A 19,144-nucleotide genomic window follows, 5' to 3' on the forward strand; every position below is an offset into this window, starting at 1 on the left:
GAATTGTTTGATTTTGTTTCTTTCTGGGTTTGACGGGATAGCTTTTGTTCTTACAAGAGGCGAGATTTCCCCCTCATAAATTCCTTTACGGGAGTGAAGTGAAGCTTTGCTACTTCTCCTATGTCGTGTTTGTTGTGCACTCTGGCCAGGAAGCTGCCTACCATATTTGCTCCCTTGGGAACTGTAACTCCAATCTCTTTGGACCTCTCGTCCATGACACTCAGGAATGCATCTCTGGCAAGTACGGATGCTGCAGCTACTGCCATAGACTTCTCTTCGGCCCTGGTGGTCTCGATGAGGTTTACTTTGTTCAACACATTTCTCTGAGACAGGGCTTCAGACACAACATTGTTACTTGCAAACTGGTCGACGACGACAGTTGGACACTCGATGTTGATCAGTTTCACAGCTTCTGCAATGTTTCGTGCATGGGCCTGGGCAAGGAGAACATTCAGGTTGCCGTACTTTGCATACATTGCATTATACTCGCGTGGGTTATACGTGTGGATTACATACTTTCCAGCACAGTGCTTCTTAATGAGCTGAGCAACCTGCCTGATCTTGCCATCAGTCAGGGTCTTGGAATCCGCAACCATGTGCTTCAGGATGGACATTGCTTCCTGAGACAGTGAATTGTCGATGCAGAATGCAGCTGTTACCAGAGTCTCACATGCTCCGCCCTTTCCTACTTCATCTGCTCCTATACAAAACAGGGGAAACTTCTCCGAGACGATTGGGTTACTGATTCCATTTTCCGAAGCCTGGGAAGCTACTATCTCGGACAGCCGCTGCAGGCAGATGGCAGGAATTGTAATCTTATGCTTGAATTCGCTCAGGTCGATGTTCTGGATAATCTCTATGATTTTTGCAGATTCTGGGTTATCTCCAAACCTGGACATGTCGATGGTAAACCCATTTTTCTTGGACGAATAGATGTTAATCTGACCTACCCAGTTGCTGAAGCCAGTCCTGAACTGGATAAATTCTGCAGTGTTCTGCATCATCTTTATGTCCGAGACTACAATACCATGAGCCGTAAGCCCATTTGAAACCAGTGTAAACATCTCTTTTAGGGTCATGATCATCGAAAAGTGAGTTGTGGTTTTGGGAGGAAGAACCCTTTGATCCGGATATAGATGAAAAAACTGCAATTAAATATCTACTGTAGACTCCTGTTTGCGCTAAAACATGCACAAAAAAAGTAAGGATTATTTCCACAAACATCACATAAAGCTCTATGGCTTAGCACGTCATTGGTAAGGATGAGGGCCACAGGGTGAAAATACAAAATAGCCCTGAAAATTCACCTGAACTGTTACAATTCTGTTGGGTAAAATTCAAAAAAAAGTTCAGTAGAAATTGTTCTATTCACACAGGAGAAAAGTATAGTGGGAGGTGGACTTGTAGCCCACATATTCCCTAAAAATATTTTTAAGCCTCGGGCGGGATTTGAACCCGCGACCTCGTCCTTACCAAGGACGCGCTATACCCCTAAGCCACCAAGGCACTGTTGCTGTAAGAGCATCTCCAAAATATCACACCAGAGATATAAAGGTTTCGACTGATCAGGTTGCAGACAGGGAAAAAGCCCCTGACTGTCTGAAGATATATATATCTATTTTGGAAAATCTGGAGAACTTTCCGGAAAAAATACCCACTCCTTAGCATTTGTTTTCCGGTATTTCAGGTTTTTAAAGGTTCCAGCGCTCATCGATGGGGAAGCGTTCATTGATCCACATCAGGACATAGTTGTTATGGACGATTTTATAGGAGCGGGAAAGGACTGGAATGCCGTCAAAAGTGGTTTCTTCTTCCAGGACTTCGAGTTCTCCCATGTCGCGCCTGGTCTCGAGGTTGTGGCTGCGCAGGATCCTGCCTATGGGGATGTCTGCGCGCATTAGCTGTTCCTTCATAGTTGCAGGCATGCGTTCCAGAGGAGAGAGTGACCTTGCCTGGACGAATACCGTATCCCCTGCATAGAGCCGGACTGTCCTGTTATTTACCTCACTGCCCTCTTCCACACCAAGAAATGCAGCCATTTCCTTATCGGCTTTGATTATGTGCTGGGACTCGGTTTTTACATTAACCGGTTTTCGGGTCATGATCTCGAGGAGAAAGGTTACGGAACCATCGGTCCCACAGCAGACCCGAAGGCAGGTGGGAATTTCGAGGCATTTCAGTTTATCAAGGAAATCTACTTCCAGAATGATACCTCCAGGTAAGGGCTGCCTGATGTTATTGATAATTTGAAATAAGAATGAGAGGTAAGGAGTTTATTCCTCTCCGACTTCTTTTTTTGCATTTTTCAACCGCTCTTTTGCCGTGTATCCGGTAGCCTTTAAGAGAAACTCCCGGTAGGCTTTGTTAGTCTGCAGGATCGTTTCATCATCTTTGACAGTAACATCGGAAACAGTGTCCACAAAGAGCATTTTGTTTTCTATCCAGACCGTTATCTTTGACATTGCTCCATAGGAAGTTTCAATATGGTCCCCGTTCCGTGAGATCTCAGTCGGGAAGCATTCCTGCATTGCCGAGTAGATTCTATCTATTTCAGGCTTAAAACCGCGCTTTAACTTATATTGCTGCATTGCTATCCTCTTATAAGATATTTTCATTTCAGATAAAGTTTGCTCAGAGCCGTTTTGTCTGGAATCCGCATTGATAATCCGAAGCAGTCGAATATAGTGTACAGAAAGGTGGATTTCTCCCCAGGAATTGTTCTTCATATATTTTTGCTTCAGGTCTATCCACTAATTATCTATCTAATAACGCCGATTTTCTGTTTATCGCCATTGATTCCAGGTTATATTAACGCTTCCTATTTATTTGAATATTAGTTTTATCATTATCAATTTAATTATAATTATGTATTTGCTCTACGCTAATATTGAACTGAAAATTAAAGGGGAAACCGGACATGGAATACTTCCTGCAGATGTAAAAGAAGCACTTGCAAATCAGCAGGTTACCTCTCAGTAACCGCAGACAAAAACGGCGTTCCAAACGTATGCCTGATGGGTTTGGTGAAAGTAAGAAACGATGAGACTCTTTATCATGGCAAATGTTTCCCGGAAAAAGACCGAGCAAACCTGAACGAAAACCTGAAAGCTGCCCTCTGCGCTTACATGCCTCCGATGAAAGCCTACCCAATAAAAAGAAATGTGGAACTTATCAGTGAAGTTCCTCTCATGAATGAGGTTGCCGACCGGGTCATTTTGAAGATAGTAAACCTTAAACCCAACGGAGCTACCTTCCCCATGTAGAGGAGATATACAGTTTATCCCCCGGTCCGAGTGCAGGGGAAAGAATCTCATAAAAATTTCATAAGAATTTTTACCTAATTTTTCATTTCTACTGTGTTCCGGCACAGCTCACTTTTTTCCCGAATCATTTAATCGGTAATGTGAACATGAATGTGCTGCCTTTTCCTACTTCGCTCTCTATCCCTATTTTCCCACCATGCAGTTCCACAATTTTCTGGACAATGGTGAGTCCAAGTCCGCTTCCCTGATACGTGCGTGCCTCCTCGGTGTCTATCTGGCTGAAAGGCTTAAATAGCTTCTTCTGGTCCTCCTGCGAGATCCCAACACCATTATCCCTTACAGAGATTTCTGCAAAGTCTCCGCCAATCTGGGCCCCGATGGTCACTGAACCTTCACAAGGCGTGAACTTGATTGCGTTGCTTGTAAGGTTGTAGAGGACCTCTTTGAATTTTTCTCTGTCTGCGTGGAGTACCCGGAGCTGGGGGTCGAGATCTTTCTCAAGGCGGATATTCTTTTTTGATGCCAGAGGAAGGAGTGTTGTCACGACCTCACAAATCGATTCCGGTACCGAGATCTCTGTATATCGCAGCTCCATCTTTCCTGCTTCGATTCTAGAAAGGTCAAGGATATCATTGATTAGAGACAACTGGTGTTTTCCGTTCATGGAAATATTGCCAACATACTTTCTTTGCTTCTCATTCAGCGGTCCGATAACCTGCTCAAGCAAAAAATCCGAATATCCAATAATAGAGTTCAGAGGTGTCCTCAATTCATGGCTCACGTTGGCCAGAAACTTAGACTTGGTGTTGTTTGCCTCTTCAGCGGCCAGTTTGGCTCGAACCATCATCTCTTCTGCTCGCATCTGATCGGTTACATCGATCCCCAGGCCTCCGTAGACTGTTGCTCCTTCGTCCAGATTGATAGGAAACCTTATGGTGCGGTAGAAAAGTTCTTTTCCTTCCGGATCTACAAGAGTTTCTGTCTTTGTGATACTGTCTTTTTCTTCAGAGTTCGCATCTCTGATCCACTCCTCTATTCGGAAGTATTCTTTCAGATAATTATTTGAATTCAGATAATTATTTGAATATACAACAAGTTCTGCGTCATCTTTTATGAATGCAGCAGCAGGCAAATTATCCATAAATGTGGCAAATTGTTTTTTGCTATGCTGTAGTTTTTTGGAGTATTTTTTTAGTTCTCTATTCGTCTGCTCCAGTTCTTCAGCATATCTCTGTAGTTCTCTCCTGCTTTTTTCGGAAGCTTCGATCCATTCTCTGAAGGCAAGGCCATAGGCCATCATCATTTCCATCAGAGGGGTTGAAATATAACGTGCGGATTCGATGAGTTTCGCGTTTGGATAAGTTTCTGCAAGGCGAGCTATTGCTTCCTCATGGATCTCTGCGAGGTCCTCAGGAGGTATGTTTTCTCGGACAAGCTCTCTACCGAGTTTCTCTATTTCAAAAAGGTACTTTTCATCAGGGTCATCAAAATAATTTTTTAGAAGACTGTGGTATCGGTGTTTGAATTTTTGCAGTGGCATAGGGTAAATCACTCATTATATCTGTTATAGATTAGAATTGTAGCATCGTCTGTTTCTTTTGCATGATCCCGAAGTATTTGATTTGCCAGTTTTTGCACATCCCTGCAGAGGAACTCGTCATAACCGGAAATATCAAGACGTTCTGAGATGCCGTCAGTCCACATGAACACAAGGTCACCATCAGCCAGGTCTACAGTATTTGTATTTAATTTCCTGTACCCACCCCCAACGATACCCCAATCGCTGCTCAAATTCATTTTTTTTCTACCCTTTATCACTACATTGATATTCCCTATTCCCCCATGAGTCAATGTTGAATTGTTTTTATCAACAATGACTATGCTCATTGCCGTCCCTCTTGTATGTTTTATCTCCCGGTCACACTTCTCAAATATACGGTGCAGTGGTTCACAGAGGTTACGAGATATACAGTCTATAGCTGCTTTTGCAGCCTTTTCAGCCTCTATTCCATGCCCGAGGCCGTCAACCATACATAATGTTATATTATCCTCGTTTTCCCACCACCTACACTGATCTCCACAATGTGGGTCGTTGAAGAAAGAATGAGTTGCAGTACCTATGTTCATGTGTTTCATTCTCTTTTCCAGGCTCTCTGATTCCACCTTAAATGGCCGTTATATTTTCCCAACTCTTTGACAGTTTATCCTGGTTCCGGACTTTACCTTCTGCAGGATTCAGGTGCTAATATCTTCACAGCGCCCGGTTCAACAAATTAAATGGTTCCCCCATTTCGAGGATGAATTTTTTATGTTAGGATTTTTGCGTCACATCAAATTATTTCCGGGCTCTTTTGATCTCCAGGGTAATTTTTGTATATCCTGGCTCTGATGCTATGTCAAAATTGTTTACAAGCCGCCTGGCTCCCGGAAGCCCTGCCCCCAGCCCATTTCTCGTAGTGAATCCGTCTTCCATTGCCTGCTCAATATCCCCAATTCCGGGGCCGTTGTCTTCTACAACTACTTTAATACCCATTTCCCTTTCATCCTGTTCTTCACAAATTGAACAGCTTCCTTCTCCTGCATATTTCAGGACATTCCTGGCCAGTTCAGAGATGGCCGTGGCCATACGTGTCTGATCTGCCGAACCAAACCCCAATTCCTTCATGGTCTCCTTTGCTGTCTGCCTTGCGAACAGGAGATCACTCTCGGTTTTAATCGGTATTTTCTTATTCATTGCTTATTCCCTCTCAGGTTATCCCCCATCATTAATCTGGTATTTCCCATAATTTACCCATACCCGGACTCTGTATGCAATTTTCCACTCATCTTATTATCCTGTTGCTGTGGCACAGGTAAGTATGGAAAATACATCCCCGCAGGTAAGAATTTATACAATTTTTAATTCTTCAACTGTTTAATGAGGTCTGATTCCATTTTGTGGAAATGAGTATTTTGTCAAGCCCCTTGCCGAGGTTAAGTGCTGTCTGCACACCTATCAGTTCGCGCCCCATTTCAACAAGGGTCAGAGCAACCATAGGCTGCATGCCGCAGAGTACCACTTCCGCCCCCATTATTTGCGCCATATTTGCCGTTTCATTGATAACTCTCGCCATAAATGAATCGACAATCTCCATGCCCGTTATATCAATGAGAACTCCTATTGCTTCGGTTTTTTCAAGCATTTTCAGCATCTGGGACTGGTATTCAAGTACCTCGTTGTCTGTAAGGTCCCCTGGTATCGATGACAGCAAAACGTCCTTCACTTTCAATATCGGAATCATTTTTTCATTACCTCTCACAGGAGACTACTTTCTTTCCCATTATACCGAAGGCTTTTGAGATCCCTGTTTTCAGTGAACCGCAGGTCGTGATATTGCTCAGGTCTATTCCGAGTGTGACCAGGGTCTGTGAGACTTCAGGGCTGAAACCAGTTAGAATTGTCTTTGCCCCGAGCATTTTTGCTGCATTTACTGCCTTGATGATATGCCTTGCAACTGCAGTGTCTACTACCGGCACTCCCGTGAGGTCCAGAATCGCCAATTCTGCTTCATTTTCCACAATTGAATTTAGCAGGTTTTCTATAATCTGCTGTGCACGTGCTGTATCGATGGCTCCTACCAGAGGCAGCAACAGGACCCCATCCCATATTTTGATCACAGGGGTTGCAAGCTCCAGAATCGTCCGGGTCTGTACACGAAGATCATTTTCCAGCTTTACTCTGTTAGTAATATCCGTAATATATTCGAGCCCTCCAACGATGTTCCCATCCTCGTCTTTTAAGGGCACAGCTGTTATCTCTACGTTGATTGTTTCTCTCTGACACGGAATTTCATAGTGGCCTGCATATTTTTTGCCGCTGTCCATTGCTCGCTTGATCCCACACTTAGAGACACTGCAGCACTTTGCTTCCAGAACTTCGTAACATTTTTTTCCAATTACTTCTTTCAATTCTTTTTTATGCCACTCGCAACCCGCCGGGTTGATAAACAAAATCTTAAAGTCCTTATCTACAGCTATTACAGGAATTGGGATTGATTCAAGAAGAGCATGTTCCAGGTCTCGTACCTCTATGTTGGATTTATTTGCAGTGTTCATTTTTCACCCTCAGTTGCCTGATTTTCTAATCTTGTGGAGCAATGTTTCACGGCCTTTATTATTTAAAATGAAGTTAAAACCAATTATTTGAAGTCTTCAATTTTTGCTGTATTAAATTTAAATCTCTTACCATTATATTATATACTTTTATTTTATATTTAATATATTGGTCAGTATTGTACTTAAATTTTTTTATACACTTAGTTGCTATACTTCATGCTTTAATTTAATACTAAAGATGCTCTTCTATTAAAGTGGAGGAAAATTAGATTCTGAATCAGGTTTTCAAAGGAGTATGGGGCACTCTAAATTTGGGAAACAACATAAATATGATCATACTTATCAGTAATTTACTGAATTGCACACAAAATTCGGATGGGCAAACAAACTTATACCCCATAATCCTAACAAAAAGAGGACGGTGATCCCTGGATGCACAAAACACTCAATCTTGAAGATTTAATCGCCAAAAAGAATAAAGAGAATGTAGAGAAAGATGCCGATCTGGAGTATGAAGAGCTCTACGACCTGATTATCCCCCCTGGAACGGTTGTGTCCATCATCTACGATATCGTGGAAGAATTTGGTCTTGAACCCGTAACGCGGAAGATGCCTATTGGTATTGTAAACAGTGAGGAAAGGGAAATTCTTGTCCTTCGTGGCCCTCTTGAAAAGGTTCAGGCCGCAGAAGAATTTCTCTATAATGAAATGAAGGCCTGGGTCGAAGATAAGTAAACCTGCACAGGCCCGGTCAAATGGGGATAAAAAATAGAAACAGGTGCTGGATAAGTAAAATCACAACTTTTCAGCAAACTAATATTTTTTCTTTGAAACAAGTACAAGACATACAGAAGGTTCCGATTATTCGGAACCGATGCCTGTAATACTGTCTTTTGAAAAGTCAAAAACAGTAACTCTGCCTGTTTTATCGTATATGTCGAGTTTTGAGCCCTCTTCTATTTTTCCTATAACTGCAGCTGTGAGCCCGGCATTTTCAAACACATTTACGCACTCTTCTGCTTTTTTCGGGTCTGCAGTAAATACATACCCTGTTCCGGGATGCACTTTCAGCCACTGTTCAAAGTCCACATCTTCCGGTCTGGGAATTTTTTCCAGATCCACTGAGGCTCCCACCTTGCTCGTCTCACAAAGCATTCCGAGCGTTCCTATTAGCCCTGGATTGCTTATGTCCTTGCCAGCGGTTGCAAGTTTTCTCTTTGCTATTTCTTGGGTTACGAGATAGCTTTCCCTTACCACTGAAGGCTCTTTGAAAGAAGTCGTATCCCAGCTGTAAGGGGAATTTGGGCCAATTTTTCCGTCCATATCATAGGCTGCAATTACCAGATCTCCGGGGTTTGCAGTATCACTCCTGATTACGCAGTCTCTTTTGACAATCCCTATAATAGCAACGGAAAGGGAATTGTACCGTGTATCGGGATGTACATGCCCTCCTACCACAGGAACTCCGAATTTCCTGACCCCCTCAGCCAGCCCTTCCATCAGTTCCCTGCAGGCATCCTGAGAATTTGCAGAGGCGATATCCACCATGGCAAGGGGTTTTCCACCCATTGCCGCAATGTCATTTATATTGACGACCACAGCCCCGTAACCTGCCCACCAGGGGCTTGCATCTAGCAGCCGCCCCCAGATGCCATCTGCTGCAAAGAGGATAACATCATCTCCTCCAATATCGATCACTGCAGCATCATCCCCGAAATCAACGATAGCGTCCCCATATTCCGGACGGACGGCTTCGAAGATGGAAACTATATCCTCTATCTGTTTTTTTCGGGTAACTCCTTCGAAATTCTTTATCCCTTCTGCTAGCTCTTCCAGATTCAATCAAAGGCTTCCTGTTTGTTTTTTAATTGTATCAATGATAGTTTCAAAAATTGTCACTAAGATAACAGTAAACATAAGATAACAATAAATTAATGATAAGCTAATGGTAAGGTTGTGATAGATCACAGAAACTAATGGTAAGGTCCTGGTAAATTACTGATAAATTGATAGTAAGTTAATGGTAAGGTATTGATAAGTTACTGATAAATTGATGGTAAGTTGATGGTAAGGTCCTAGTAAGGTCCTGGTAAGTTACTGATAAATTGATAGTAAGTTAATGGTAAGTATATATAAGTTAATTATAAGCTAATGGTAATCAATGCCACATTTATATGCTTGCCTGCTCTATTTCTTCCTTAATAGTCAGGCAATGCGATATATTATGGCCAGTACATAATTCCGGTTATCCTTTATCTGTTTATTTCTTTGTACCGAAGAATGGAAGCGACAGCTTTTTATTAAATTATTATATCCTAATATGTCAACCTAATATAATTCCGGCTTTATAAAAGTCCTGAATTGATGAAATAAGGAGTGAAAAACATGGTAGCAAAAATCGATGCAGATGCCTGCACAGGCTGTGGAAGCTGTATAGATGAATGCCCTGCAGCTGCAATCTCCCTCAATGACGATGATATTGCAGTTGTAGACGAAGATGAATGCCTTGACTGCGGTGCATGTGAAGATGCCTGCCCGAATGGGGCAATCACCCTCGAGTAACGCTTTTAAAATAAGTCTGAGAAGCGGAGTTCTTGAGCTCCGCCTTTTAGGCTCCCAGTTTCGCTCCCGTTTTCAGGGATTTTTAACCTGGAACTGAATGTTCTCCAGTTTTTCAGGCTTCTTCTTTTCCATTCTTCTCCAGAATCTCTCTTGCTTTTTCCATATCTTCTTTTGTCTGGATTTTTATAACCTTTCTGCGCTCTTCGCTCATCTGCGACATGTCCTGGGCAAGGAGCCCGTAAGCATCGGCTCTGCACTGCCTGCAGTGGCGCATCTGCATAACGTAAGGCTCGCAGGCTTCCTGAACTGCTTTTCTTTCTTCGGCTGTAGGGGGCTCAATGTCTACAAAGGCTCCCTGGTTGATCAGGGGCATGACGTTCATAATGTAAACCCCGAGTTCATTGAGTTTTCTGGCAATCTCAACTACGTGTTTGTCATTGATGCCCGGGGTGAGCACGGTGTTGACCTTAACAACAATTCCTGCATCAACAGCTGCTTTTATTCCCTGAAGCTGGTTTTTAATCTGGATCTCTGCAGCTTCAACTCCCCTGTAGACTTCACCGTGGTAAACTATATGGTCCACTATCTTTGCCTGGATTTCGGGGTCGATTGCATTTACCGTAACCGTTAGTGTGGAAACTCCCACACGCAACATGTCCTGCAGTTTTTCGGGAAGCAGGAGTCCATTTGTGCTCATGCAAAGGGTTACTTCAGGGAACTCTTTTCTTATAAGTTCAAAGGTCTCAAAGGTCGCATCATTAGCAAGAGGATCACCCGGCCCTGCAATTGCAACTACCTTGATGAATGGATATTCTGCCAGGATCTGCTTTGTCTTTTCAAGGGCTTCCTCCGGAGTCAGGACCTTACTAGTAACCCCGGGTCGGCTCTCGTTTACGCAGTCGAATTCTCGGACGCAGAAGTTGCACTGGATATTGCACTTCGGGGCCACAGCCAGGTGAATTCTCCCGTATTTATGCTGAGCTTTCTTGTCGTAACAGGGGTGCTCGGCAATCTTTCTCAGGAGCTCCTCCCCAAGTATGGGACCGTTATTGGGCTCTTCTATAGATTGGTTTTTTTCTGGCAAATTATTCTCCTCCGTTCGGAATTTAAAAGTGAAGTAGATCTCATTAAAGGGGAATTTTTGAATGTCTAAAGCACCTATGATACAGACCCTTGATATACATTTTGGAATCATTTAGGAATATCTGTGAAATTTTTTTGTAATTTCGATAACACTATTTTAAAACTATTGTGGAGTCTGAGATAAGTTATTTCACCTTTTCAGTCCGAAAAATTGTCCATCTCGCACCACTTACCTTCCCCTTCCCAGACTCTTACCAGAAGGGAAAAGCCGAACCTTTCCAGAAGGTGGGAATGGATCTGCTGGCAGAGATGTTCGGAACTGGGAAACTCTATGAGGTCGTTTAACAGGGTATGGTCATATTCCTGAAGGGTTTCCTTGATGCCTTTTTTCAGGTCATAAAAATCAATTACCATCCCGTTTTCCCTTACTTCTCCTTCTACCACTACCTCTATTTTGTATGTATGTCCATGTACTCGTCCGCATTTCCCGTGCCCTGGGAGGTAATGGGCGCTGTCGATATAATCAATAATTCCCAATCTCATATTTGTCATTTTATTCACCCCTTTTTGATTTAACTGCTCTTGCCATTTAATCGCTTGCTGTCTATTGTTTCTTATTTTACGTTTTGACTGTTATTTTATGCTTTATCTGAGCCTCATTTCTGGTTATAAGCACCCCCACATCCTGTGGGTCTGGGGAATGATGCGCGTATCGGTCAGTTCAAGCAGGGTTTTCTGCAGTTCTATAATGGCCTGCACAGATGCCTGTGTAAACCCTGGTGTCCTTACTGCACTGCCAACTGGCGTTTCGGGCTGGAGTATTATACAGGATACATAGGGGGCTATTGCTTCTGCAGCCAGAAACACAGTTTCGGGTTTTGTGTCCCTGCCTACAACAATCTTGCAAAAGCAGTCTCTTGAACTGTTTTTTCTCAGGAGCCTGAAACACTCGATCGTATTTTCCACATGCACTTCACGGGTTTCAGGGGAAATTTCCCTGATAGCTTCCGGAAGTTTAAAGTCCCCTGCAACATATGAGATGTTTTCACGCAGCTTCCTCGCCTGCTCCGGCAGAGTCATATTGGATTCCAGGTACAGAGGCACGGAGAGGTTCAGTTTTTCTATAAAATCTGCATGCAGGAGAGGCTCTCCTCCTGTAAGAGATACAGAATGGAGTCTATTGAAAGGCTGCAGCATGGATTCCAGATTTTCTACACTTACAGGATTTGGAACCTTTTCGAAAATTCCACTTCCCTCGACTTTTTCATAATCGCATGTCCCGGAGTTTTCAAAGGCCGTATCACAGTAGTTGCAATTAAGGTTGCAGCCTGAAAATCGGACAAAAGCCTGCCTTGTGCCAACGTACGGGCCTTCTCCCTGCACAGAGCAGAAAATCTCTTTTATGTGAGCAGATTCCCTGTCTGAAGAGGGCATTTATACCACTCCGAGAGGCCGGGATTTTCTGAGGTCCTTTTCTATGTCCTCGAATTCCCTTACGTAAGCTTCCCCGATTTCCTGCATGAACCGCACAATGCCTTCATCGTCCCCTATTCCGGCTTCTCTCAGGTTTCCATATACTTCGTGGGAGACATTGATGCCGAAGTGGATCTTCTGGGAAACAGCCGAGGTACTGGCAATTGATACGGTCAATTTTTTACCTTTGATGAAAAGGTCATCTCCTTCTCTTGCTGTGTTGACTCCCAACCCGGCAAGGTGTTCCCTTACAAGGGCGGTAAAAAAGCGCTGACGTGCATAAATCAATTTCAGGTCAGTAGAATCGAAATGTTCTATAATAAAACTCACCATGTCTTCGGACCAGATAGACTCGTTTGCCCTACGGTCTTCGAGGTCAATCATGTGCTCGATTTTTACGTCACATACACCTCTTAAAACAATAATCGAATCTTCCTTCACTCCAAAGCTGTTGTATGCCCAGAGGGAAGAAATCTGGCTCCCGTCATAGTCAAGTTTTTCGGGTAGTATAATGCACTTCATGGAACTCTCTCTTCAATTCTTTCTTTAACGTATTCTATTGTATTCTATTGTATTCTATTCAGTATCGTATCTGTTCCTGCTCCGGACGATTTTTCTGATTTAGATCCCAGGCCTTTCCAGAAGCGGGTCTTTTACACCTGCATTTTTGAATGCTCTGGCTCTTCGCATACAGCTTTCGCACTCCCCACAGGGAGTTTCTCCACCGTGGTAGCAGCTCCAGCTGTATTCCAGGGGAGCCTTTACTTCAAGAGCCCTTCTTAAGATCTCAGTTTTTCCGAGTTTGATCAGGGGAGCCAGTACCCGGACTCCATTCTGAGTAGAATAAGAAAAGGCATGGTCCATTGCCTGTACGTAATCCAGGGAATTATCAGGGAAGGTCCCGGCTTCTTCTCCATTGAAACCTACTATCAGGTAGTCACAACCCCTGCTTTCGGCAAAGCTTCCTGCAATATTCAACATGGCCCCATTCCTGTTCGGGACCCAAACAGCCTTTGCAGAAGCTTCGGTAATTGTAGCAGGAGCAGTTTCATCAATGTCTTCAAAGGACAGAGAAGGAACGTCTTCATCCCTGTTTACGAGGGATGTGTGTGTTATTTCTGCAAGCCAGTCCAGCTTGATTACCTTGTGTTCTATTCCGAAATGTTCGCAGACCTTTCGGGAGTATTCGATTTCCCGCTCACAGGCCCGCTGCCCGTAATCAAAGGTAAGTGCCATCTCAATTTCCAGGCTCTCAGCTGCAATCGCAAGAGCTGCAACAGAATCAAGCCCACTGCTCAGGAGGGTTATAGCTTTCATTCCGACTCACTAACTCTAATTTTATGGACAATTCCCCTTTATTTGTTACTCTCACAGGGTGCTCGTAGTATTCTCCAGGGATTACCTTGATAATACCTATAACTTATATTTAAAAATAGCTGACTTTCTGGCTGGAGAATCATCCTTTCGGAGAACTCCGGGGCATGTATTAAATATTTAGGACATCTAATATTAACAGAGGTGGGATTATTTGATAGGGATCATTTCGGATTCGCACGATAACCTGACAGCTATCCGGAAAGCTGTGGAGTTCTTCAACAAAAAACAGGTAAAAGCGGTGCTGCACGCAGGGGATATTGTCTCTCCTTTCACGGCAAGGGCCTTTAAAGAACTAAGTCCAAAACTCTATTTTGTCTTCGGGAATAACGACGGAGATAAAGTGACCCTTACAAGATGGTTTGAAGAAATAGGGGCTATCCCCTGCGGGGAGTTTGGGGACCTGACAATTGACGGGCTGCATATCGCCCTCCTGCATGGGACAAATGAGGCGCTGGTCAAAGCCCTTGCCAGATCAGGGGATTTTGACGTGGTGGTCCGGGGCCACACCCACGACCCGGGCGTCAAAATGATCGATGGGACTCCGGTTATAAATCCGGGGGAATGCTCAGGGGTGCTTTCAGGAAAAGCCACGGTTGCAATCCTTGAGATTGCAAACCTGAACGTTGAGATTACGGAACTTGAGATCGATTGATTGATTGATTGATTGGTTGATCGATTGATCGATTGATCGCTCCTGATCTTTCCTTATCTTTTCAGTACATTCTACTGTCAGATGGGTCTGTCAGGCTGGCAAAATATCGTAAATTATATCAGGTCTCACGTAAATTTTAATTTCAATATTTTTTGAAACCATTTTTTATTATAATTTGTAATATGCATGGGATCTGCAAGAATGACAAATAATGAGCTTATGCCTGACAGGGCAAAAGAAAAGGAAAGCACAGTCGGAAGAAGGAAGAATATCCTTATTTTTGCCTGTTCAGGTCTTTCGAATACCGGAAAACTTACAATGCAGGCAGCTTCTACTCTCGCTTTCAGGAGGCCGGATATGTACAGGGCTGCAGCTGCTCACAAAGGGGTCGACATGGTAGAAGATGCAGCCTCCGAAGGCTTCCGAATTCTTGCCCTTGACGGCTGCACGGACCGCTGTGCTACGAAAAAACTCGATGAAGCCGGCCTGAAGGCAGATCTCTACATGCTGGTTACGGAACTCGGGATTGAAAAAACCAGGCCTTCGGATGTGAAGCCCGAATACGTAGAAAAAATCATACGTGCGATAAGGGATACCTGAATTTTTGATTTTCAGTATCCCCGCTTAAGAATACCTGTTAGTTCTTCTGCATATGGCATCCGTTCTTCTATTTTCGCGCAGACTGCATCGATATCATACTCTAGGCGGAAGAATTCCACATCTCCTGTTTCGGTATCGAAAACCGCACAGCCTGCCCGGGTGTCCCCGTCTCTCGGCTGGCCCACTGATCCCGGGTTTATAATTGTCAGGTCTTCCAGTTTCCGGCTCATTGGAATATGGGAGTGTCCGACTACGAGGAATTCGGCATCAACAGGTTCCATTGGGTCTGCAATCATTGCCAGGATATCTTCGTCCGGAGTCTCAGGCTTTATGTACTCGAACATGGAGCGGGGGCTCGCGTGGGTTAAAAAGAGCTTCTTTCCGTTGATTTCTTCCTTGATGACGAGAGGAAGCTTCTGCAGGTACTCCATCCGTGAGTCGTCAAGGACTCCCCAGGTATACTCCCGGGTCGCGATTGAGAGGTGCTTGTACTTATACCCGCACTGGCAGTCCATCTTAAAGGCTACGGCATTATCGTGGTTTCCTCTTATGGTTGGAATGTTCTTTTTTTGCAGGAGATCTATACATTTGTCCGGGTCAGGCCCGTAGTCTACTATGTCTCCCAGGCAGATTGCCCTGTCATGCGGAACATCAAGGACTGTCCGGAGGGCTTCAAGGTTTGCGTGGATATCGGCTATCAGCAGGATTTTCATGTTTTTTCTCCTATCTAATAATGGTCTGATCTTAGAAAATATTAGGGTTTACTGAACCCTGTCTGCTAATCCCGTATATTGGTCCTGGTCTGTCGGTTTTCAAAATAAGAAATAAAGGGAAGGGAAGAAGAGTCTGAAATCTGAAGGATTTGTTTCAGATAGGCAGCCCCCTCATTCCTACTCCCATTACCAGCAGATTTGTCTCCATTGGAGGGTGATTCCAGCCATCAGGTGAGATTATCTTTTTCTCAATGGAAACTTCAACCTGGTTTCCGCTGAGGCCGCAGTCTTTCATATAGTCCGTGACAATCTTTTTTCCGAGTTCTGTTGCTGCTTTCAGGGCGTCTGCATATAAATCGAACCTCAGCCTGCTGCCGGGCGCAAATACAAGGAAATCAGTTTCAGGTAACATCAGGCTTGCAGGCCTGATCAGAATTTCCACCCTTTTGATGCCTTTTCCTGCAAGAGCTCCTACTGCATTTCCTACTTCGGCGTGTTCGGGGACCAGGATCTCGGCGTCGATGATTTCTTTTAACTCTTCCCGGTACGCCCGGACCGGGCCTCCGAGCAGGACAATCGGGGTTCCAAGCTTGAACTTTGCGGGGTAGTTTCCATCCAGGATTTTTTCAATGGCTGTGTATGGCACTCCTTGCAGGATATATGAGAGGAGGTGAAGTGCCATGTTCCTTGCAACCCTCTTTTTTACGGCAGTGCAGAATTCTCCGGGAGTCATGCGCATGAGCCTTGCAAGTCGTTCAGCCCCTATTCTGGAGGCTTCTTCATTCCAGGCGGTGTAATCTCCGAGCACATGCAAAGCATCAGTTGGCGTAAAGCCAATTGCCTGGACAAGGCGCTTTTTAATCAGGGAGTCCAGGGTCTGAGGATGAAGGTCTTTTCTGAGAAAGGTTTTGATTTCATGCACGGAAACCGGTTCTTCTCCGATTGCTCCGAGCACTTCGGCTTCGGCTTTGCTCAGTTCGCCTGCCTGATAGCCTGACCTGACAAAAAACTTTGTGGGCTGGATGTTTTCCCCCAGGTCTTCTCTGGAAGGCATGGGTGTCCTTTTCAGGTTATTCAGAAACCCCTGATACTTCACTGCAGCTACTGCGAGGGGTATGACTCTCCTTGGCCCGAGGAAAAGTTCTCTGTTCACGGTCCAGATATGGCTGTCTCCACCTGTAGCTGTTGTCTCCATCCTGATTGCCCGGATCCTTGTTTTCCAGCCGCCAACAACTGCTCCTTCATCGCTCAGGTCAGGGACTCCCATACAGATTGAGGAGATATCGGTACTTGTTCCTCCCACATCCACAACCGCGCAGGTCTTCAGCCATGAAAGGTAAGAGGCACCTACGAGGCTTGCTGCAGGGCCTGAAAATATAGTTTCGATTGGTTTTTGCAGGGCATCTTTTATCCCCACCACCGAACCGTCACATTTGAGCATAAGGAGCTGTGCATTAATTCCTCGTATTCTTATATCTGTAATAATGGACTGTACAAACTGCCTTGTTATGGGGATCAGCTGGGCATTCAGGAAAGCTGTAACTGCCCTTTCGTAGGCTCCCAGTTCCTGTGAGAGTTCATGCCCACAAACTGCAGGCAGCCCTGTTAACTTAAGTATGGAGTCTCTTGCTTTAAGCTCATGTTCAGGGTTACGTGTGCTGAAATAGGAAGATATGGCAAAAGCTGATACTTTGTCCTTCACGCTCAGCGCAAATTTCTCGATGGCTTCAAGCTCCAGGGGAAAAACCTCTTCTCCGTTGTGGTTGTGTCCCCCTCTGGCAAAGAGCACGTGCCCAGTTGGCAGTTCTTTTTCAAGAGGGTGGTCCCCTATGAGGATCAGGGCTACGGGAAAACCGGTCCCTTCAAGTATGGTATTTGTGGACAGCGTGGTGGAGACCGAAACCAGCTTTACGTTTTCAAGATATCCAGGATTAAGCCCATCAACTACATTTTTGATGCCGGCAAGAGGATCGGGATAGGTCGTCAGGGCTTTATTTGAGTCTATAATTTCTCCATCCGAGTCCCTTACGAGCACCGCATCGGTGTAAGTGCCCCCCGCATCAATCCCAAGGCTGTAATGCATGATGAAAATAACTCCTTTTTATATTTGTTTTTAATATTGGGTTTATTGCAATTTGATAATTAAGTACAATAAATTGGCTATGTTAAAACTGATTGTGATTTAGGTATACCGAACATCAGATAAAAGGAATTGCTTGTCACTGTGAACATTAAATTCAGAGATCGAAAGCGATTTTTTATTTTTACCCTGAGAGATTCAGGTAAATCCGGGTTTGAAAATGGAGTGCCATATAAATTTGATTTGGATGAAAAATTGGATGTACTCTTTTTAGGAAAACGATTAATTACCTTAGTTTCTGAAACGTAGATAAATAATCTTCAATTAGATCGTGAGTAAAAAAGGGGATCCTGCTGTTATGACTCCTGCAAAACCTACTCAGAACGCTATTCCTCATCTTCCAGAGGATTACGATGCCCGGATATCCGGCATTCTTCCTTACTACTCGTCTTTTCATCAGGAAACTATCAACTTCATCAAATCGCTGCCATCCAGCCCGAAGGTATGGATGGATGCCGGCTGTGGAACAGGGTCCCTGGTAAATAAGGCAATTGAGGAATTTCCCAATACAAAATTCCTTTTACTTGATCCTTCGGAAGGCATGCTGGGCCAGGCAAAGGAAAAACTATCATCCTGCCCTGCCGGAAGGCTGGAATTTCTGAGAGCTTCACCTACCCAGGAATTCTCTCCGGACTCTCAGGAATTAGAAGAAAAACCGGATGTTATAACTGCTATACAGTGCCATCACTACCTTAGCCGCGAGGGCAGGGCAAAAGCCATCAGCGTGTGTTATAATCTGCTACAAGAAAGTGGAGTTTACGTCACCTTCGAGAACATCAGGCCGCTGACAGAAGATGGCATCACCATAGGAAAACGATACTGGGGCAACTTTCAGTTAGCTCACGGCAGGAGTGAGGAAGAAGTAGAGAGGTATCTTGAGCGTTTTGATACTGAGTATTTTCCCCTAACTGTTGAAGAACATTTGAAGCTGCTGAGAGAAACAGGATTCAAGACCGTGGAGTTGTTCTGGTATTCTTACATACAGGCTGGTTTTTACTGTATTAAATAATGCTATTTATTTGCTACACAGACTTGTGGTTATCTGTTAACCGAATACAAATCCACCGGAGAAAAACGCAAAATCCTGTTTTATAATTTTGTGCGGTTTGAGCCCATCGATTTCTGAACCCGGTTTTACGGAGTTAGAAGGCTATTTTTATCAAAGTCCATTTGGATTGCATACAAT

22 protein-coding genes and 1 tRNA gene are annotated in these 19,144 nt (G+C 44.2%); 6 read left to right on the forward strand and 17 right to left on the reverse strand.

What is annotated here, in order from left to right; translation table 11 throughout:
- Positions 1–50: 50 nt before the first annotated feature.
- From EO98_RS17340 to EO98_RS00830, 4 genes are all read right to left on the reverse strand, one after another.
- On the reverse strand, positions 51–1,079 hold the full coding sequence (locus tag EO98_RS17340; protein WP_162197911.1) for a ribonuclease HIII: 1,029 nt from the start codon (positions 1,077–1,079) through the stop codon (positions 51–53).
- Positions 1,080–1,434: 355 nt separating this feature from the next.
- Positions 1,435–1,506: transfer RNA gene (locus EO98_RS00820), tRNA-Thr, on the reverse strand.
- Between the two features lie 185 nt (positions 1,507–1,691).
- A complete protein-coding gene (locus tag EO98_RS00825; protein ID WP_327037297.1) occupies positions 1,692–2,246 on the reverse strand; it encodes a chorismate pyruvate-lyase family protein in 555 nt (184 codons plus the stop codon).
- Between the two features lie 27 nt (positions 2,247–2,273).
- Positions 2,274–2,588 carry a DUF5611 family protein gene (locus tag EO98_RS00830; RefSeq protein WP_048140888.1) on the reverse strand — a complete coding sequence of 105 codons (315 nt, stop codon included), beginning with the start codon at positions 2,586–2,588 and terminating at the stop codon, positions 2,274–2,276.
- Between the two features lie 435 nt (positions 2,589–3,023).
- Between EO98_RS00830 and EO98_RS18965 the strand changes: the two genes are divergently transcribed.
- Positions 3,024–3,263 (forward strand): hypothetical protein, encoded by a 240-nt coding sequence (locus tag EO98_RS18965; RefSeq protein ID WP_235283620.1) that lies wholly within the window; start codon positions 3,024–3,026, stop codon positions 3,261–3,263.
- A 124-nt stretch (positions 3,264–3,387) separates the two neighbouring features.
- Here EO98_RS18965 and EO98_RS17345 read toward each other — a convergent pair whose 3' ends face one another.
- The 5 genes from EO98_RS17345 to EO98_RS00860 form a co-directional block, all read right to left on the reverse strand.
- Complete coding sequence (locus tag EO98_RS17345) at positions 3,388–4,803, reverse strand: ATP-binding protein (protein ID WP_156160975.1); 1,416 nt, start codon at positions 4,801–4,803, stop codon at positions 3,388–3,390.
- A gap of 8 nt (positions 4,804–4,811) precedes the next feature.
- Positions 4,812–5,390, reverse strand: coding sequence for a SpoIIE family protein phosphatase (locus EO98_RS00845; protein ID WP_162197910.1), 579 nt, complete (start codon positions 5,388–5,390; stop codon positions 4,812–4,814).
- A 208-nt stretch (positions 5,391–5,598) separates the two neighbouring features.
- A complete protein-coding gene (locus EO98_RS00850; RefSeq protein WP_048140805.1) occupies positions 5,599–5,997 on the reverse strand; it encodes an anti-sigma regulatory factor in 399 nt (132 codons plus the stop codon).
- Positions 5,998–6,169: 172 nt separating this feature from the next.
- Positions 6,170–6,544 carry an STAS domain-containing protein gene (locus EO98_RS00855; protein WP_048140891.1) on the reverse strand — a complete coding sequence of 125 codons (375 nt, stop codon included), beginning with the start codon at positions 6,542–6,544 and terminating at the stop codon, positions 6,170–6,172.
- Between the two features lie 7 nt (positions 6,545–6,551).
- Complete coding sequence (locus EO98_RS00860) at positions 6,552–7,358, reverse strand: PAS domain-containing protein (RefSeq protein WP_048140807.1); 807 nt, start codon at positions 7,356–7,358, stop codon at positions 6,552–6,554.
- Between the two features lie 432 nt (positions 7,359–7,790).
- Between EO98_RS00860 and EO98_RS00865 the strand changes: the two genes are divergently transcribed.
- Positions 7,791–8,093, forward strand: coding sequence for a hypothetical protein (locus EO98_RS00865; RefSeq protein ID WP_048135952.1), 303 nt, complete (start codon positions 7,791–7,793; stop codon positions 8,091–8,093).
- 126 nt (positions 8,094–8,219) lie between these two features.
- On the opposite strand, the gene EO98_RS00870 is transcribed toward EO98_RS00865, so the two are convergent.
- Positions 8,220–9,200 carry a methanogenesis marker 2 protein gene (locus tag EO98_RS00870; protein WP_048140809.1) on the reverse strand — a complete coding sequence of 327 codons (981 nt, stop codon included), beginning with the start codon at positions 9,198–9,200 and terminating at the stop codon, positions 8,220–8,222.
- A 543-nt stretch (positions 9,201–9,743) separates the two neighbouring features.
- Between EO98_RS00870 and EO98_RS00875 the strand changes: the two genes are divergently transcribed.
- The gene (locus EO98_RS00875) at positions 9,744–9,920 is read left to right on the forward strand and encodes a 4Fe-4S binding protein (RefSeq protein WP_048135948.1); all 177 of its coding nucleotides are present in this window, start codon (positions 9,744–9,746) and stop codon (positions 9,918–9,920) included.
- Between the two features lie 112 nt (positions 9,921–10,032).
- Here the strand turns inward: EO98_RS00875 and nifB are convergent, their stop codons facing one another.
- The 5 genes from nifB to queC all read right to left on the reverse strand — a co-directional run bounded on the left by nifB (position 10,033) and on the right by queC (position 13,793).
- Positions 10,033–11,004 carry a nitrogenase cofactor biosynthesis protein NifB gene (gene nifB / locus EO98_RS00880; protein ID WP_048140810.1) on the reverse strand — a complete coding sequence of 324 codons (972 nt, stop codon included), beginning with the start codon at positions 11,002–11,004 and terminating at the stop codon, positions 10,033–10,035.
- A gap of 197 nt (positions 11,005–11,201) precedes the next feature.
- A complete protein-coding gene (queD, locus tag EO98_RS00885; protein WP_048140812.1) occupies positions 11,202–11,555 on the reverse strand; it encodes a 6-carboxytetrahydropterin synthase QueD in 354 nt (117 codons plus the stop codon).
- A 114-nt stretch (positions 11,556–11,669) separates the two neighbouring features.
- Positions 11,670–12,437: a 7-carboxy-7-deazaguanine synthase QueE gene (locus EO98_RS00890; protein WP_048140814.1), complete on the reverse strand. Its 768-nt coding sequence runs from the start codon at positions 12,435–12,437 to the stop codon at positions 11,670–11,672.
- Positions 12,438–12,998 carry a DUF366 family protein gene (locus EO98_RS00895; RefSeq protein WP_048140816.1) on the reverse strand — a complete coding sequence of 187 codons (561 nt, stop codon included), beginning with the start codon at positions 12,996–12,998 and terminating at the stop codon, positions 12,438–12,440.
- Between the two features lie 99 nt (positions 12,999–13,097).
- Positions 13,098–13,793 carry a 7-cyano-7-deazaguanine synthase QueC gene (gene queC / locus EO98_RS00900; RefSeq protein ID WP_048135938.1) on the reverse strand — a complete coding sequence of 232 codons (696 nt, stop codon included), beginning with the start codon at positions 13,791–13,793 and terminating at the stop codon, positions 13,098–13,100.
- Positions 13,794–14,004: 211 nt separating this feature from the next.
- Between queC and EO98_RS00905 the strand changes: the two genes are divergently transcribed.
- Together EO98_RS00905 and EO98_RS00910 are read left to right on the forward strand one after the other, a co-directional pair.
- Positions 14,005–14,505 carry a metallophosphoesterase gene (locus EO98_RS00905; protein WP_048140818.1) on the forward strand — a complete coding sequence of 167 codons (501 nt, stop codon included), beginning with the start codon at positions 14,005–14,007 and terminating at the stop codon, positions 14,503–14,505.
- A 201-nt stretch (positions 14,506–14,706) separates the two neighbouring features.
- On the forward strand, positions 14,707–15,105 hold the full coding sequence (locus EO98_RS00910) for a putative zinc-binding protein (protein ID WP_235283621.1): 399 nt from the start codon (positions 14,707–14,709) through the stop codon (positions 15,103–15,105).
- A gap of 11 nt (positions 15,106–15,116) precedes the next feature.
- Here the strand turns inward: EO98_RS00910 and EO98_RS00915 are convergent, their stop codons facing one another.
- Both EO98_RS00915 and EO98_RS00920 read right to left on the reverse strand, forming a co-directional pair.
- Positions 15,117–15,818, reverse strand: a complete 702-nt coding sequence (locus EO98_RS00915) for a metallophosphoesterase (protein ID WP_048140822.1) — start codon at positions 15,816–15,818, stop codon at positions 15,117–15,119.
- Between the two features lie 154 nt (positions 15,819–15,972).
- Complete coding sequence (locus EO98_RS00920; RefSeq protein WP_048140824.1) at positions 15,973–17,901, reverse strand: hydantoinase/oxoprolinase family protein; 1,929 nt, start codon at positions 17,899–17,901, stop codon at positions 15,973–15,975.
- 355 nt (positions 17,902–18,256) lie between these two features.
- On the opposite strand from EO98_RS00920, the gene EO98_RS00925 reads away from it, so the two are divergent.
- Positions 18,257–18,967: a class I SAM-dependent methyltransferase gene (locus tag EO98_RS00925; RefSeq protein WP_048140826.1), complete on the forward strand. Its 711-nt coding sequence runs from the start codon at positions 18,257–18,259 to the stop codon at positions 18,965–18,967.
- The last annotated feature ends 177 nt before the right edge of the window (positions 18,968–19,144 follow it).

The sequence above is a fragment of the Methanosarcina sp. 2.H.T.1A.6 genome, assembly GCF_000979455.1.
Taxonomy (GTDB): Archaea; Halobacteriota; Methanosarcinia; order Methanosarcinales; family Methanosarcinaceae; genus Methanosarcina.

Bases quoted from the DNA above. Each gene is read 5' to 3' on its own strand.
- EO98_RS17340 (WP_162197911.1), bottom strand. From the start codon at position 1,079: ATGACCCTAAAAGAGATGTTTACACTGGTTTCAAATGGGCTTACGGCT.
- EO98_RS00830 (WP_048140888.1), bottom strand. From the start codon at position 2,588: ATGCAGCAATATAAGTTAAAGCGCGGTTTTAAGCCTGAAATAGATAGA.
- EO98_RS17345 (WP_156160975.1), bottom strand. From the start codon at position 4,803: ATGCCACTGCAAAAATTCAAACACCGATACCACAGTCTTCTAAAAAAT.
- EO98_RS00845 (WP_162197910.1), bottom strand. From the start codon at position 5,390: ATGAACATAGGTACTGCAACTCATTCTTTCTTCAACGACCCACATTGT.
- EO98_RS00850 (WP_048140805.1), bottom strand. From the start codon at position 5,997: ATGAATAAGAAAATACCGATTAAAACCGAGAGTGATCTCCTGTTCGCA.
- EO98_RS00855 (WP_048140891.1), bottom strand. From the start codon at position 6,544: ATGATTCCGATATTGAAAGTGAAGGACGTTTTGCTGTCATCGATACCA.
- EO98_RS00860 (WP_048140807.1), bottom strand. From the start codon at position 7,358: ATGAACACTGCAAATAAATCCAACATAGAGGTACGAGACCTGGAACAT.
- EO98_RS00865 (WP_048135952.1), top strand. From the start codon at position 7,791: ATGCACAAAACACTCAATCTTGAAGATTTAATCGCCAAAAAGAATAAA.
- EO98_RS00875 (WP_048135948.1), top strand. From the start codon at position 9,744: ATGGTAGCAAAAATCGATGCAGATGCCTGCACAGGCTGTGGAAGCTGT.
- queD (WP_048140812.1), bottom strand. From the start codon at position 11,555: ATGACAAATATGAGATTGGGAATTATTGATTATATCGACAGCGCCCAT.
- EO98_RS00890 (WP_048140814.1), bottom strand. From the start codon at position 12,437: ATGCCCTCTTCAGACAGGGAATCTGCTCACATAAAAGAGATTTTCTGC.
- EO98_RS00895 (WP_048140816.1), bottom strand. From the start codon at position 12,998: ATGAAGTGCATTATACTACCCGAAAAACTTGACTATGACGGGAGCCAG.
- queC (WP_048135938.1), bottom strand. From the start codon at position 13,793: ATGAAAGCTATAACCCTCCTGAGCAGTGGGCTTGATTCTGTTGCAGCT.
- EO98_RS00910 (WP_235283621.1), top strand. From the start codon at position 14,707: ATGACAAATAATGAGCTTATGCCTGACAGGGCAAAAGAAAAGGAAAGC.
- EO98_RS00915 (WP_048140822.1), bottom strand. From the start codon at position 15,818: ATGAAAATCCTGCTGATAGCCGATATCCACGCAAACCTTGAAGCCCTC.
- EO98_RS00920 (WP_048140824.1), bottom strand. From the start codon at position 17,901: ATGCATTACAGCCTTGGGATTGATGCGGGGGGCACTTACACCGATGCG.
- EO98_RS00925 (WP_048140826.1), top strand. From the start codon at position 18,257: ATGACTCCTGCAAAACCTACTCAGAACGCTATTCCTCATCTTCCAGAG.